Source organism: Streptomyces asoensis (assembly GCF_016860545.1).
Classification (GTDB): domain Bacteria; phylum Actinomycetota; class Actinomycetes; order Streptomycetales; family Streptomycetaceae; genus Streptomyces; species Streptomyces asoensis.
On the sequence record NZ_BNEB01000002.1, the window covers coordinates 2,001,895 to 2,015,373 of the forward strand.

Here is a 13,479-nt window from a genome sequence, read left to right on the forward strand (position 1 = left end):
CCGGGCGGTCACATGACCGCCCGGTCACACGGAGGAGCGCCCATGCCCACGCCCACCTGGGACCGGCTGTCACCGGCCCGCCGAGAGCGTGTACTCGTCGCGGCCATGGACGAGTTCGGCACCCACGGCTACTCCACGGGCAGCCTGAACGTCATCGCCCGCGAGGCCGGTGTCGCCAAGGGCTCACTGTTCCAGTACTTCTCCGGCAAGCTCGATCTCTTCGCCTACGTCGCCGAGCAGACGTCCCTGCGCGTCTACGCCCACATGCAGCCGTGGCTGGACGGCTACGACGAGTCCGGCGACTTCCGCACCTACCTCGTCGACGCGCTGGAGGCGTGGCTCGACTACTTCGCCGGACAGCCGCTCGAGCGCGGGGTGACGGCCGCCACCAACATGGAGATGGACCCCGCGGTCCGTGACGCCGTCCGGGCGCCGGTGAACGCCGTCTACCTGGCCGGACTGCGGCCCCTGCTGGAGCGCGCCGTCGCCACCGGGGACCTGCGCAAGGACGCCGACCTCGACGCGCTGCTGTCGATCCTCCTCGTGTTCCTGCCCCACCTCGCGCTCCTGCCGCACCTGTCCGGCGGCGACGGCCCCCTGCCGCTCACCTCGGTCGACCCGCAGGCCCGGCGCGCCAACCTCGAACGCCTCGTCACCCCGCTGCTGGCCGACTTCACGCAGGAGGACGACGGATGAGCGGCTTCGACTACGACGTCCTGATCATCGGATCGGGCTTCGGCGGCAGCGTCAGCGCCCTGCGCCTCACGGAGAAGGGTTACCGCGTCGGCGTCCTGGAGGCCGGGCGGCGCTTCGCCGACACCGAACTCCCGCAGACCTCCTGGCGCCTGCGCCGCTACCTCTTCGCGCCGCGCCTGGGATGCACCGGCATTCTGCGCATGACCCTCCTGGGTGACGTGCTCGTCCTCAGCGGCGCCGGCGTCGGCGGCGGATCCCTCGGTTACGCCAACACCCTGTACGAACCGCCGGACGCGTTCTACGAAGGCTCGCACTGGGCCTCCCTCACGGACTGGCGCCGCGAGCTGGCCCCCTACTTCGCGCAGGCCCGCCGGATGCTCGGCGTCACGCCCAACCCGCTGGTCTCCGAGGCCGACGTGCTGCTCAGGGACACCGCCCGCGACCTCGGCTGCGGCGACACGTTCCGCACCACCCCGGTCGGCGTCCACTTCGGTCCGGCCGGTGCCCTCCCCGGCGCCGAGGTGCCCGACCCCTACTTCGGAGGTGCCGGACCCGCCCGCAACGCGTGCACCCACTGCGGCGCCTGCATGACCGGGTGCCGGCACAACGCGAAGAACACCCTGCCCAAGAACTACCTGGGCCTCGCCGAACGGGCCGGCGCCCGCGTCCTGGACCGCCGGACCGTGACGGGCGTCGAACGGCGCGCCGGCGGCTGGGCCGTCACCTCCGTCCGTACCGGCGTGCTCCCGGGCCGGGGGCGGCAGCGCCTGACGTCCCGGCACGTAGTCTTCGCGGCCGGCGCGCTCGGCACCCAGCGCCTCCTGCACACCCTGAAGGACGACGGCGGCCTCCCCGACATCTCACCCCGCCTGGGACGGCTGACCCGCACCAACTCCGAGGCCGTCCTCGGAGTCCGCGCCCCGGGACGCGACGCGGACTACTCCCGCGGCGTCGCCATCACCTCGTCCGTGCAGCTCGACGACACCACCCATGTCGAGCCCGTCCGCTACGGCCGCGGCAGCAACCTCCTCGCCCTGCTCGGCGCGATGCTCGTCGACCCGGTGCCCGGCCGCTCCCGCCTGCGCGTGGGACTCGCCGCGATGGCCCGCGACGTCCGCCGGCTGCCCGCCCTGCACAACCCCCGCCGGTGGTCGCAGCAGACCGTGGTGCTGCTCGTCATGCAGACGCTCGACAACTCGGTCTCCACCCGTCTGCGGCGCACCCGCACCGGACGGCGCCGGCTCACCAGCCGGCTCGGCGAAGGAGCGCCCAACCCGACCTGGATCCCCGCCGGACACCGCGCCGCCCGCACCACCGCCGAACGCGTCGGAGGCCAGGCCTGTGGCACCTGGGCCGACCTGTTCGACGTACCGACCACCGGGCACCTCATCGGCGGATGCACGGTCGGAGACAGCCCGCTCACCGGCGTCATCGACCCCTATCACCGCCTGCACGGCTACCCCGGCCTGCACGTCGTCGACGGCTCCACCATCTCCGCCAACCTCGGCGTCAACCCCTCGCTCACCATCACCGCCCTCGCCGAGCGGGCCGCCGCCCTGTGGCCCAACAAGGGCGAGAGCGACACCCGCCCCGAACCCGGCCGGCCCTACCGCCACGTCGCACCCGTCCCCCCGCGCCGGCCGGCCGTCCCGACCACCGCCCCGGGCGCCCTGCGCCTCCCCCCACCTCACGGAACGGACGCGCCATGACCGTCTACCCGGATGAGCCCTGGCATCTTGCCGGACAGATGTACGTGTCCCTCTGGCTCGTGCCGCGCGCGGAACTTCCCCCCGTCGCGCCCGGCACCCGCCCCTTCCGGTTCGGCGGCCGCGGCCTGGTCGCTGCGGCCTGGGTCGTCTACGAGAACGACAGCGTCCTGCACTACGACGAGCTGCTGAGCGCCGTGCTCGTCCGCGACGGCGCACGTCTCCGCGTCTGCATCACCGACATCTGGGTCGACAGCGAGGCCTCCATGGCCGGCGGCCGCGCCCTGTGGGGCATCCCCAAGGAGATGGCCACCTTCGAGGTCCGGCGGGCGCACGGCGCCTCCTTCGTCGCGAAGACCGGCGAAGGGACACTCGCCACCGCCCGCTTCACCGCCCGGGGCCGCCTGCCCGGCCGTCCGCCGCTGGCCTACCGGCTCGCACAGTCCCTCGACGGCCGGCTCAAGACCACCCGGGTCCGCAGCCGCGCCACCCTGCGACCGGCGCGAGCCGAATGGACCGTGCCCGACGACAGCCGACTCGCCGCGCTCGTGCGCCGCGCGCCCCTTCTCAGCCTCACCCTGCGCGACTTCACCCTCCGCTTCGGCGGCTGAACGTCCCGCGCGCCCCCGGCGGACGGCCACGGCGGCCCGTCGAGTGCGCACCGCCCGCGCCACGCTCACCGCCTCTCGCACCGCCCGCGCCACGCTCACCGCGTCACGCAGCGCCCGCGCCACGGTTGCGGCGCTCGCGCCACCGCGCCCCCCGACCGCTCGGCCGCGAAGCCGCCGCACCGGTCCCCTCGTCCACCGCCCCGGGCTCCCACGCAAGCCCGCAGCGGTGGGGCCCGTCCGCCCCGAACCGGACGACGCCCCGCCCCTCACGGAGACGTACCACCAGGAATCACTGCTCCTCCTCACGGAAAAGGTGATCTCGTGTTCCGTACACTCCTGCGGTCCATGACCGCGGTGCTGCTGACCGCGGCAGCCGCCCTCACCCTCGCACCGGGCGCCGAGGCCCACCCCGCCTCGCCGACGGTCCGGGCGACGGACCCCTCCACCGCCGGATCGTTCCCCGTCGCCTACACCGACCTGACCGTGTCGGCCGCGGGCCGCTCGTACAGCGCGCGCGTCTGGTACCCGGGCACGACGGCCGGGGCGAACGCGCCCGTCGCCGCCGGCGCCCATCCCGGCCTCGCCTTCGGGCACGGCTTCTTCCAGGCCATCACCCAGTACGAGAGCCTGCTCAAGCACTACGCCTCCTGGGGCGTGATCACCGTCGCCCCCAAGTCCCAGGGCGGCCTGTTCCCCAGTCATTCCGCGTTCGCCGACGACCTCAACGCGGCTCTGACCTGGCTCACCACGCAGAACACCACCAGCGGCTCACGCTTCGCGGACCGGGTCGACACCGGGAAACTCGCCCTCTCCGGGCACTCGATGGGCGGCGGCGCGGCCCTGGTCGCCGCCGGCCGCAACCCGGCCGTCAAGTCCGTCACCACCCTCGCCGCCGCCGAGACCAACCCGTCGGCCGTCGCCGCCTCCGCCACCCTGGGCATTCCCGTCCAGTACGTCGGCGGCAGCGCCGACTCCATCGCCGGTGTCGCCGCCAACCAGCAGAAGATGTACGACGCCAAGCCGTCACACACCCAGCTGCGGGTCATCACCGGCGGCTTCCACTGCGGGTTCGAGGACAGCTCCGGCATCGGCTGCGACAGCGGCACCGTCACCCGCGCCGTCCAGCTGAAACTGACCTACGGCGTCACGACCTCCTGGCTGCTCCACACGCTCGGAGCCGACACCTCCCTCTACGACCAGGTGTGGGGCTCCGCCGCCCAGAACCTGCCCGGCGTCGTGTACTCCGCCAAGCCCTGACCGGTCCCGCCGACCGGTGACGGCGGCCCGCCGACCGCCGCACTCCACGCCCAGCACGCCTGCGGGCGGCCACGTGAACCCCGTGGCCGCCCGCACTCCTTTGCCCCGGCGACCGGCTCCACACCCGACCCCGCATCGGATCTCCCACGCCCGTGACCTCGCACGACCCGCCGCACGCCCCGGCCCGGACGACCGCACCGGAGCCTCCTTGCAAGGTCTACGGCGAGCGTGGCAACAGCGTGCGGGCAAGGACCCGGCAGGAAGGCGGCCCCACACTCGTCGGCATCGGCCTCATCAGCAATGGTCGGCTTCGGCATGCGGGGCCGGCGGAGAGTGGGTAGGACATGACGGAGTTCCCCGCGGCCGCTGCCACCGCGGACGCCGGCCGCGTCGGGGTCATGGAGTCACCCCGGATCGAGCTGCGCAGCGACATCACCGTCGAGCTCGTCGACAGCAGCGCGAGCGATCTCGCCGTCGTCAAGGCGGCTCGGGTGTCCACCGCCGGTGAAGACGCCAACGACGAGCTGTACGACGGCGGTTCGACGCGCGGACTGATCCGCTACCTCATGCGCAGCCGTCACGGCAGCCCCTTCGAGCACAACTCCATGACGTTCCTGGTACGCGCTCCGATCTTCACCGTGCGCCACCTCATGCGCCACCGGACCTGGTCCTTCAACGAGGAGAGCGCCCGGTACCGCGAGGTCGGCGCCGCGTTCTACGTGCCCGACGCCACCCGACTGCTGCGCCAGGAGGGCAAGCCCGGCGACTACCGGTACGTCGGCGGCAGCACCGACGACCACCAGCAGGTGGTCCGGTCCGCCACCCGGGCCTACGAGGTCGCCTTCGAGGAGTACCAGCGGCTGCTGGACAGCGGCATCGCGCGGGAGATCGCGCGCCTGGTGCTCCCCGTCTCGACCTACAGCGTGCTGTACGCCACCTGCAACGCGCGGGCGCTCATGCACTTCCTCAGCCTGCGCACCCACCGGCCCGACGCGGCCTACGTCTCCCACCCCCAGCGGGAGATCGAGATGGTCGCCGAACAGATGGAGACGGCCTGGGCGAAGCTCATGCCGGTCACCCACGAGGCGTTCACCGCCTTCGGCCGCGTCAGCCCGTGACGCGGCCTCGTCCCCTTCCCCAGGGGGCCGGACCTGCCGGTCCCCGTCCCCTCCTGGAGGACTTTGTGCTCGAAGTCAACGGTGGCAAGCGGATCGCCGGATCGGTCCGCACCTCCGGTTTCAAGCACTCCCTGGTCACGTCGGCAGCCGCCGCTGTCGCGGCGGACGCCGACGTGGTCCTCGACAACTGCCCGGACATCGTGGAGACGGACGTGCTCTCACGCGTCTTCACGACACTCGGCGGCCGCGCGCGGTACGCCGAGGGCACCCTGACCCTCAACGGCTCCGGGATCGAGCACAACGTGCTCCCGGCCGACCTCGTCAGTTCGATCCACGGCTCCCTCTACCTCGTGCCCGGTCTGGTGGCCCGCCTGGGATCCGTCCATCTGCCCGCCAGCGGCGGCTGCCGCATCGGCGAGGGCCCCAAGGGACGTCCGGTGCGCCATGTCCTGGACGTCATGGAACGCTTCGGCGCGACCGGCGGGACGACCGCCGAGGGCGGACTGAAGGTCAGGGCCGCACGGCTGACGGGCTGTGAGATCGACCTGCTCGACTACACCCGCAACCGGGCGCTCATGAGCGGTCCGCTCTACGGGGGAGCCACCAAGACCGCCCTGCTCACCGCCGCGGCGGCCGAAGGCGTCACCACCTTGCACCACCTCTATCCCAAGCCGGACGTCGTCGCGCTCATCGACGTCCTGCGGGAGCTGGGCACCGACATGACGTGGACCGGCCCGGAGACCCTGGTCATCCGCGGCAGCGGCATCGGCGCGCTGCGCCGGGACGTCCGCTACACCCTGCCGCCGGACCTGATCGAGGTCGTCACCTGGATCTGCGCGGCCGTGACCGTGGGCGACGGGCCGGTGCACATCACGGGCCCCGGCATGGACCGGGCGGTGGCGGCGCTGGCACCCGAGTTCGACGTGCTGCGCCGGATGGGCGTGGTGACCGACCACGAGGCGGACTCGGTCACGGCCCACCCGGCCGAACGGCCCCTGGCTCCCGTCGAGGTCCTCGCCGCCTCCCGGGGCGTGTTCAGCGACAGCCAGCCCTTCTTCGCGCTGATGGCCGGGTGGGCCGAGGGGGCGACGCTCATCAGCGAGGCCGTGTGGGAGCACCGCTACGGCTACGTCCCGGGTCTGACCGCCCTCGGCATGGACGCCGTCCAGGACGACTACGCGCTGAGGGTCGACGGCGTCAGGACCCCGCACCGGACGGGCCAGGACCTCACGGCGACCGACCTGCGGGCGGCCGCGGTGCTGCTGCTGGCCGCGCTCGCGGTGCCGGGACGGACCGTGCTGCGCAACACGCACCACCTCGACCGCGGATACCGCGACATCGTGGGCGACCTGCGGTCGCTGGGCGCGGACGTCACCCCGGCGGCCGACCCGGCCGCCGGCTGAGAGGGCCCGTCAGGCGTGTGTGGCAGGCCCGCGAACGGGCCTGCCACACACGCCGTCACGCGCGGGAACCGTCGTGGGTGCGGCCCGCGGGCGGCAGCGAACGCAGCCAGCGCCTGGCCTGCGCGGCCGTCCGCAGACGGACCACGGGAACGTCGGGATGCCGGGCGAACCAGGCGGCGGTCTCGGCCCGTCGCGTGCCGTGCCGGGACCAGGCCCAGCGCACCGGGTGGCGGGGGGAGAACAGCAGCGCGCGCCAGGTCTCGGTGTTGTCGTGCCACAGGGGGCGGCGCAGCAGCACGCGCGAGAGCGACCTGCGGATCACCCGGTGCATCACCGTGTGCCGGGGCAGGTCCAGCCAGACGAACAGCTGCGTCCTGGCCGCCAGCAGGTCGCCGACGATCCAGTGGTACTGGGCGTCGCAGACCCAGGCCTCCGACGCGGTGAACCGGGCCACGTCGTCGGTGAACTCCGCTCTGCGCGACCAGTGCGGGCCGTGGTACAGGGCGTCCATCTCGATGTGGGGGATGCCGAGCCGCTGTGAGAGGGCTGCGGCGAGCGAGGTCTTCCCGGCGCCGGATATGCCGGCGATCAGGATCCTGCGCGGGTCTGCGGGCTCGGTCATGCGGGGGTGTCTCCTTCACCGCGTCGCGGTACGAGGGCGGTCAGCGCGGCCGTCGCCGCGCCGAGCGCGACGAGCGTCAGCCACAGGACGGCGTTGCCCGCGGTGAGCAGGAAGGCGCCCACGGCGGGGGCGAGCACGGCGGCGGCACCCCAGGCCAGCTGGAAGGTCGCGCTGTAGCGGCCCTTGTACTCCTCGGGCGCCGCCGCGTTGGCCAGGACGGTCATCACGGGTGCGAACAGGGCATCCGCCACGGCGCCGGCCACCGCGGCTCCCAGGACCACGGGAACGGCCCACCCCGGCGTCAGCCGGCCGGCGGGCGCCAGCAGCAGGAAGGCGACGGCGAAGACCAGGCAGGCGAGCCGCAGCGGACGCAGCGCCGAGCCGTGCCCTCCGAAGCGGCGCACCGCCTGCTTCTGGGCGAGCAGCAGCGCCACGGAACTGGTGATGAGCGCGGCCGCGGGCAGCCAGGACGGTCCGTGCAGGACGTCGAGGGCCACCAGCGGCAGCATCACCGTGAGGCTGTCCGTCATCAGCGCGAACGCCAGCTGTGTCAGGCACAGCAGGAGGAAGGGGCGGTCGGCGAGGGTGCGGCGCCAGGCCGGACCCGTCGCCTTCGGTGCCGGCCGGGACGCGGCCGGGGCGCCGGTGCGGCGGGGCACGCGCACGCCCAGCATCAGCAGGGCCGCGGCGAGGAAGGTCGCCCCGTTCAGCCAGGCGATCAGATGGAGGCGGCCGGGGTGCTGGAGGAGCGCGGCGCTCAGGACGGCGGCCAGTCCGGCGCCCGTCATCCAGCCCGCGGTGCGCAGCATGTTCTGGGTGGCGAGGACGGGCAGGAGTCCGTCCTTGCCGACGACCTGTTCGAGGGCCGGGGTGTTCGCCGTCCAGAACAGGCGCTCGCACGCCGCGAGCACGGCGGCCAGGGCGATGAGCTGGCCCACGGACGTGATCAGCGGATAGACCAGGAAGACGGCGCCGCGCAGCACGTTGCTGAGCTGGACGAGCGGGAGGGCGCCCCAGCGGTCGACCAGCGTGCCGGCGAGGGGGCCGGTCAGCAGGCCGATCAGGCCGCCCGCGGTGAGCGCCGCGCCCGTCACGTCCAGCGGTATGTGCTGCGCGCGGGTGAAGAAGATCAGCGCCAGGGGCGTCCACAGGCCGTTGCCGACCGCGTCGGCGAACAGCGCCGCCAGGTACCACCGTCGGGCGTGGGGGCGGTGTGCGGGCGGGCGCTGTCCCGGCCGGGTGGAGGCGAGGTGCACGGTGGCGTCCAAGGGGTCGGTGGTGAAGCCGACCGGTGGCCGGCGCGGAGGAGGTGGCGTCCGCGGAGTGCGCTGTGCCCCGGGCGGGGTCCGTTGCGAGCCGGGCGGGACGCCGCGGGTACGGCGCCCCGTCTACGGTGTGTCATGAGTTCTTGGCGGTGCCGGTCATGGGCTCACCGTGGTGCCGGTGCGCCGTCCGGTGAGCAGGTGCTCGCGGACCGCGTGGGGGATGCGTCCGTCGGCGATCCGTGCCGTCGCCACCCCGGCCCGCACCGCCTGGCTGCACGCCTGGACCTTGGGGATCATTCCGCCGGTCAGCCGGGGCAGCAGCGCGTCCGCCTCGGCCGCCGTCAGCCGGTCGAGCACCTCGCCCCGGTCCGGCTGCCCGGGGTAGAGGCCCGCCACGTCGGTGAGCAGCAGCAGGGTGTCCGCGCGCAGGGCCGCCGCGAGCGCCGCCGCGGCGAGGTCGGCGTTGACGTTGCGGACGCCGCTGCCGTCGGCGGAGCGCGCGATGCTGGAGACGACCGGGACCAGGCCGGCGTCCAGCAGCGTCCGCAGCAGCCGGTCGTCCACGTCGACGATGTCGCCGACGAGGCCGAGGTCGACCCGCTGCCCGCCGTGGAACACCTGCCGGTCGGCGGCCGTGAAGGTGCGGGCGTCCTCGCCGGTGAGGCCGACGGCCAGCCGGCGCTCCCGGTTGAGCAGGCCGACCAGCCGGCGTTGCACCTGGCCGGACAGGACCATGCGGACGACCTCCATGGTGGGCGGGGTGGTGACCCTGAGCCCGTGCCGGAAGACCGGCTGGATGCCGAGCCGCTCCAGATGGGTGTCGATCTGCGGGCCGCCGCCGTGGACGACGACGACCCGTGTTCCGGCGTCGGCCAGCTCGGCGACGTCCTCGGCGAAGGTGCGGCCGGCGTCGCCCTCGTCGAGGACGGAGCCGCCGCACTTGATCAGCACGGTCCGGCCCGCGAGGGGCCGTGCGGGTGCTGCCGGTGCGGTGCTCACCCGGTGGCCGCGCCGCCGCGCTGGTAGAGGACGCCCTCGCTCCAGACCCGGTCGACCTTGCCCCAGGCCATGGCCGAGGCGGCGTCCGGGAAGAAGCCGCTGCCGTTGAGGTTGGCGCTGGTGTTGCACAGCACCGGGACTCCGCTCACACGGTGGTAGGCGGTGAGGATGTCGGAGAGCAGCGCGTCGTCGTCCGGACTCACGGTCTGAAGGCGTGCCGTGCCGTCCAGGTGCACGACCGCGGGGATCCGTGAGGTCCAGCCGGGCCGTACGGCGTGGTCGTACAGCATGTGGGGGTCGGGCGTGCCCGGGTCGAAGATCTCCGGTGCCTCCTCGACGAGGCAGATGGGTGCGACGGGGCGGTAGTACTCACGGCCCTTGACCTGGTTGAGGGTCTCCTTCATGGCGGCGTCGGTGGCCGCGGCGAGGATGCTGCGGCCGCCCAGGGCGCGGGGGCCCAGTTCGGCCCGTCCGTGCAGCACCACGACCGGCTCCTGCCCGGTGTGCAGCACCCGGGCGAGTTCGTCGGGCGAGCAGGGGCGGGCGGTCCAGCCCTGCGGTGTCCCGGTGGTGGGGGTCAGCGCCGGGCCCAGCCGGGTGTGCCACTCCAGCGCGGGGACGGCGTTCCGGCCGCCGATCGCGCCGAGCACGGCCGCGCCGATCGCGGATCCCGCGTCGTTGGGGAAGGGCGGGACCCACATCCGCCGTACCAGGGGCAGGGCGCGCAGCGCGCTGTTCCACTTGATGTTCAGCGCGCAACCGCCCGCGAAGCACAGGTTCCACGGGCCGTCGCCCTTCCAGGCCCGGATCCTCGCGTCCAGCCGTTCGAGGAGCAGGTTCTGGAGGAACTCGTGCACGCTGGCCAGGACGTCCTCGTCGGACACGGCGAAGGGCTGCACCTGTTCGCGTACGGCGCGGAAGAAGTCGTGCAGCGGCGGCATGGAGGGCTCGAAGAGGCTGCCGAAGCCTCCGACGGTCCGGGAGTGCTCCGCGGCCGCCGGGGACGCCTCGTTCTCGTAGTGGTCGTGGAAGACCGAGGCCAGTACCTCGAGCACCGCTTCGCTGGGCTTGCCCAGGGCGATGTACGCCATCAGCTTCCCGGCGACCGACAGGTCGTCGACGTTGGCGGACTGACGGTCCCGGCGGAACGGGCCGAAGTGATGGCCGGCGGTGGCGTAGGTGTGACCGATCAGGGGGAAGAGGGATCCGCCGTTCTCCACGCCGGCCTCGGGGTCCACCCAGTACAGGCGCGGGAACATGCCGCCGTCCCAGACGAGCACGAAGGCGGGTTCGCCGCGCCGCGCGAACTCGCTGGTGCAGTAGGTGCTCAGCACGTGTCCCGCGGCGTGCGTGTGGCTGGTGTACGGGTAGGGGACGCCGTCGACGGTGAAGGTGCCGGACACCGACGGACGCAGCAGGTCGGGGGAGGTCCGCGATTCGCGGTACGGGCCGACGACGAGTTCCAGCGGCTGTCCGCGGTCGGCCGTGTCCACCGTCCCGCTCTCGTCGCCGTCCCAGCCGTCGACGACGAAGGCGTCGACGTCCTCCATGCGGTACCCGTGCTCGGCGAGGATCGTGGGCACGATGCCCAGGTCGCCGATGGCGCTGTAGCGCGGGTTGTTGGCGAGTTTCTCCATCTCCACGCTCAGGACGAGGCGCCGGTCGTCGACCAGCGCGACAGCACCGTCGTGAGTCAGTTTCAGGCCACAGGTGATCATGAGCGTTCAGCTCCTTGCCGAGGCGGGGTGAAGGCGGGGGGCGCGGTGCGCGGGGCGACGGGGCGCCGGTACAGGTGCGATCCGCGGCCCGGGGGGAGCAGGTCGGCCCATACGGCGGGCATGTGCTGGGGTTCGGTGCGGGTGAAGCCGTGCCGGACGAACCACCGGCCGCTGTGTTTGGAGGCCGCCAGGAGGAAGCGGCAGCCGCCCAGGGCGGCCAGGGCGTCCGCGCGCTCCACCATCCGGCCTCCGATGCCGAGCCCTTGGCGGTCGGCGGCGACGCAGAGGTTGTACAGCAGCAGGTCGTCCCCGAGCCGGGTCAGGCCGACGCAACCGATGACGCGCGAGTCGTGCACGGCGGTCAGGTAGTCGCCGATCCGGTTGCGGAACTGCGTACCGCTGCGGGCGACGAGCAGGTCGTCGGCGACGAAGGGCTCGGAGAGCCGGGCGATGCCGGGTGCGTCCGTGGCCAGCGCCGGGCGTACGACGACGTCCTCACGCATGGCGCCGGGCGAAGCCGAGCCCGAACGGCTGGTCGGTGGGCATGATCTCGATCATGTTGACGTTGACGTGCGGGGGCCGCGACAGGCACCACAGGACGGCGTCGGCGACGTCGTCCGGGGACAGCGGGCTCACTCCGTCGTAGAGGCGGTCGGCCCGCTCCTGGTCGCCGTCGTAGCGCACGAGGGCGAACTCGGTGCGGGCCATGCCGGGCGCGACGCAGCTGACCCGGACGCCGGTGCCCTCCAGGTCGGTGCGCATGCTCAGGCTGAGCTGGTGCACGAACGCCTTGGTCGCCGCGTACACGTTGCCGCCCGCGTAGGGGTAACGCGCCGCGATGGAGCCGATGTTGACGATGTGACCGCGTCCGCCGGCGATGAGCCGGGGGAGCAGCAGCGTCGTGGTGTGCAGCAGTCCGCTCACGTTGGTGTCGACCATCCTGCGCCAGTCGTCCACCTTCGCCGACTGCACCGGGCCGAAACCGCTGGAGAGGCCCGCGTTGTTGACCAGGCCCACCACCGGGGGGCAGTGGGGAAGATGCTCGTCGAGCGCGCGTTCCAGCGCGTCCAGGTCCGTCACGTCCGCCACCGCGGGCAGCACCCGGCCCGGCCCTTCCCCGTCGGCGAGTTCCGCCAGCCGGTCGGCGCGGCGGGCGACCGCGATCACCGTGTGCCCTTGCGCGGCGAGCCGGCGCGCGGTGACGCGGCCGAAGCCCGACGACGCCCCGGAGACCACGACGGTCCCCAGTTCCTGACTGCTCACGTGCCCCACCTCATGCAATCGTCATCTGTGCGTGCCCTGCTGCCGGGTGACGGCATGTCACATGGGGTCGTAGCTCATCAGCAGCATGTCGCGGGTGCCCTCGCCCAGCGAGGGATCGGCGACCGAGACGTCCGCGACCCCGTGCCGGACGCGGGGGTCGTCGCCGAAGAAGGAGTCGAGGCAGTCGGTGAAGACCTTCTCGGTGATCAGCTCGTGCTCCGGTGTGTACACGCTGGTCCTGCCGCCGCTGATGTTGTGCCGGTTGACCATGTGCAGGCTGACGTAGGTGCAGCCGTCGCGGTGGACGCCCTCGGGGGTGGGCCGCCCCTGCGCGTCGTCGCGGGCGACGATGCGCACGCAGTGCACCTGCACGGCCCACTGCTCCACCTCGGGCAGCGGCAGGCGGCCGACGTTGAAGTCGATGAGCGCGGTCAGGAAGGCGCCCTCGCGGACCTCGTCGGTCAGCTCCTCGTACTTGCGCCACTGTCCGCCGGCGAAGGCGTTGTTCTCGACGGTCTGGAAGTAGCCCGGGTTGTCGGCGACCAGCAGTTCACCGGTGGCGGGGCGCCAGGTGTAGCGGGTGTGCCGCCGGTAGCGGTAGTTGCCCCCGTCCGGCAGGTACGGGTCGGCCGGCAGGTCGTCGTAGGAGGCCGCGAGGGTCTTGAGGCTGTCCTGGAGGGCGGCGGGTACCCGCATGTCGCTGCCGGGGACCATGGAGAAGCCGGTGCGGACGAGGTCTCCGGTGATGTCGGCCGGGCTGGACAGGGCGGCCGTGGGTCGGGTGAGCACGGGAGGTTCCTTTCTTCCGCCGAGAGGCGGGC

General features: G+C 73.1%; 13 protein-coding genes. 6 read left to right on the forward strand and 7 right to left on the reverse strand.

Going from position 1 to position 13,479, the window contains the following annotated elements:
- Nucleotides 1-42 precede the first annotated feature (42 nt).
- From Saso_RS11875 to Saso_RS11900, 6 genes are all read left to right on the forward strand, one after another.
- Nucleotides 43-696 (forward strand): TetR/AcrR family transcriptional regulator, encoded by a 654-nt coding sequence (locus tag Saso_RS11875; RefSeq protein WP_189919218.1) that lies wholly within the window; start codon nucleotides 43-45, stop codon nucleotides 694-696.
- A complete protein-coding gene (locus Saso_RS11880; RefSeq protein ID WP_189919221.1) occupies nucleotides 693-2,405 on the forward strand; it encodes a GMC oxidoreductase in 1,713 nt (570 codons plus the stop codon). Before Saso_RS11875 ends, Saso_RS11880 begins: the two co-directional genes overlap by 4 nt.
- Nucleotides 2,402-3,013: an acetoacetate decarboxylase family protein gene (locus Saso_RS11885; RefSeq protein ID WP_189919223.1), complete on the forward strand. Its 612-nt coding sequence runs from the start codon at nucleotides 2,402-2,404 to the stop codon at nucleotides 3,011-3,013. The genes Saso_RS11880 and Saso_RS11885 overlap by 4 nt, the downstream gene beginning before the upstream one ends.
- A 321-nt stretch (nucleotides 3,014-3,334) precedes the next feature.
- Nucleotides 3,335-4,270 carry a poly(ethylene terephthalate) hydrolase family protein gene (locus Saso_RS11890; RefSeq protein ID WP_229901138.1) on the forward strand — a complete coding sequence of 312 codons (936 nt, stop codon included), beginning with the start codon at nucleotides 3,335-3,337 and terminating at the stop codon, nucleotides 4,268-4,270.
- A 398-nt stretch (nucleotides 4,271-4,668) separates the two neighbouring features.
- On the forward strand, nucleotides 4,669-5,388 hold the full coding sequence (gene thyX / locus Saso_RS11895; RefSeq protein ID WP_189919553.1) for an FAD-dependent thymidylate synthase: 720 nt from the start codon (nucleotides 4,669-4,671) through the stop codon (nucleotides 5,386-5,388).
- 65 nt (nucleotides 5,389-5,453) lie between these two features.
- Nucleotides 5,454-6,791 (forward strand): hypothetical protein, encoded by a 1,338-nt coding sequence (locus tag Saso_RS11900; protein WP_189919224.1) that lies wholly within the window; start codon nucleotides 5,454-5,456, stop codon nucleotides 6,789-6,791.
- 55 nt (nucleotides 6,792-6,846) lie between these two features.
- On the opposite strand, the gene Saso_RS11905 is transcribed toward Saso_RS11900, so the two are convergent.
- From Saso_RS11905 to Saso_RS11935, 7 genes are all read right to left on the reverse strand, one after another.
- A complete protein-coding gene (locus Saso_RS11905) occupies nucleotides 6,847-7,413 on the reverse strand; it encodes a P-loop NTPase family protein (RefSeq protein WP_189919225.1) in 567 nt (188 codons plus the stop codon).
- Nucleotides 7,410-8,681, reverse strand: coding sequence for an MFS transporter (locus Saso_RS11910; protein WP_189919226.1), 1,272 nt, complete (start codon nucleotides 8,679-8,681; stop codon nucleotides 7,410-7,412). Before Saso_RS11910 ends, Saso_RS11905 begins: the two co-directional genes overlap by 4 nt.
- A 153-nt stretch (nucleotides 8,682-8,834) precedes the next feature.
- Nucleotides 8,835-9,677 carry an acetylglutamate kinase gene (argB, locus tag Saso_RS11915; protein WP_189919227.1) on the reverse strand — a complete coding sequence of 281 codons (843 nt, stop codon included), beginning with the start codon at nucleotides 9,675-9,677 and terminating at the stop codon, nucleotides 8,835-8,837.
- A complete protein-coding gene (locus Saso_RS11920; RefSeq protein ID WP_189919228.1) occupies nucleotides 9,674-11,395 on the reverse strand; it encodes a carbamoyltransferase N-terminal domain-containing protein in 1,722 nt (573 codons plus the stop codon). Before Saso_RS11920 ends, argB begins: the two co-directional genes overlap by 4 nt.
- The gene (locus Saso_RS11925; RefSeq protein WP_189919230.1) at nucleotides 11,392-11,898 is read right to left on the reverse strand and encodes a GNAT family N-acetyltransferase; all 507 of its coding nucleotides are present in this window, start codon (nucleotides 11,896-11,898) and stop codon (nucleotides 11,392-11,394) included. The genes Saso_RS11920 and Saso_RS11925 overlap by 4 nt, the downstream gene beginning before the upstream one ends.
- Complete coding sequence (locus Saso_RS11930) at nucleotides 11,891-12,658, reverse strand: SDR family NAD(P)-dependent oxidoreductase (protein WP_189919232.1); 768 nt, start codon at nucleotides 12,656-12,658, stop codon at nucleotides 11,891-11,893. The genes Saso_RS11925 and Saso_RS11930 overlap by 8 nt, the downstream gene beginning before the upstream one ends.
- 57 nt (nucleotides 12,659-12,715) lie before the next feature.
- On the reverse strand, nucleotides 12,716-13,447 hold the full coding sequence (locus Saso_RS11935) for a 2OG-Fe dioxygenase family protein (protein WP_189919234.1): 732 nt from the start codon (nucleotides 13,445-13,447) through the stop codon (nucleotides 12,716-12,718).
- Nucleotides 13,448-13,479 lie beyond the last annotated feature (32 nt).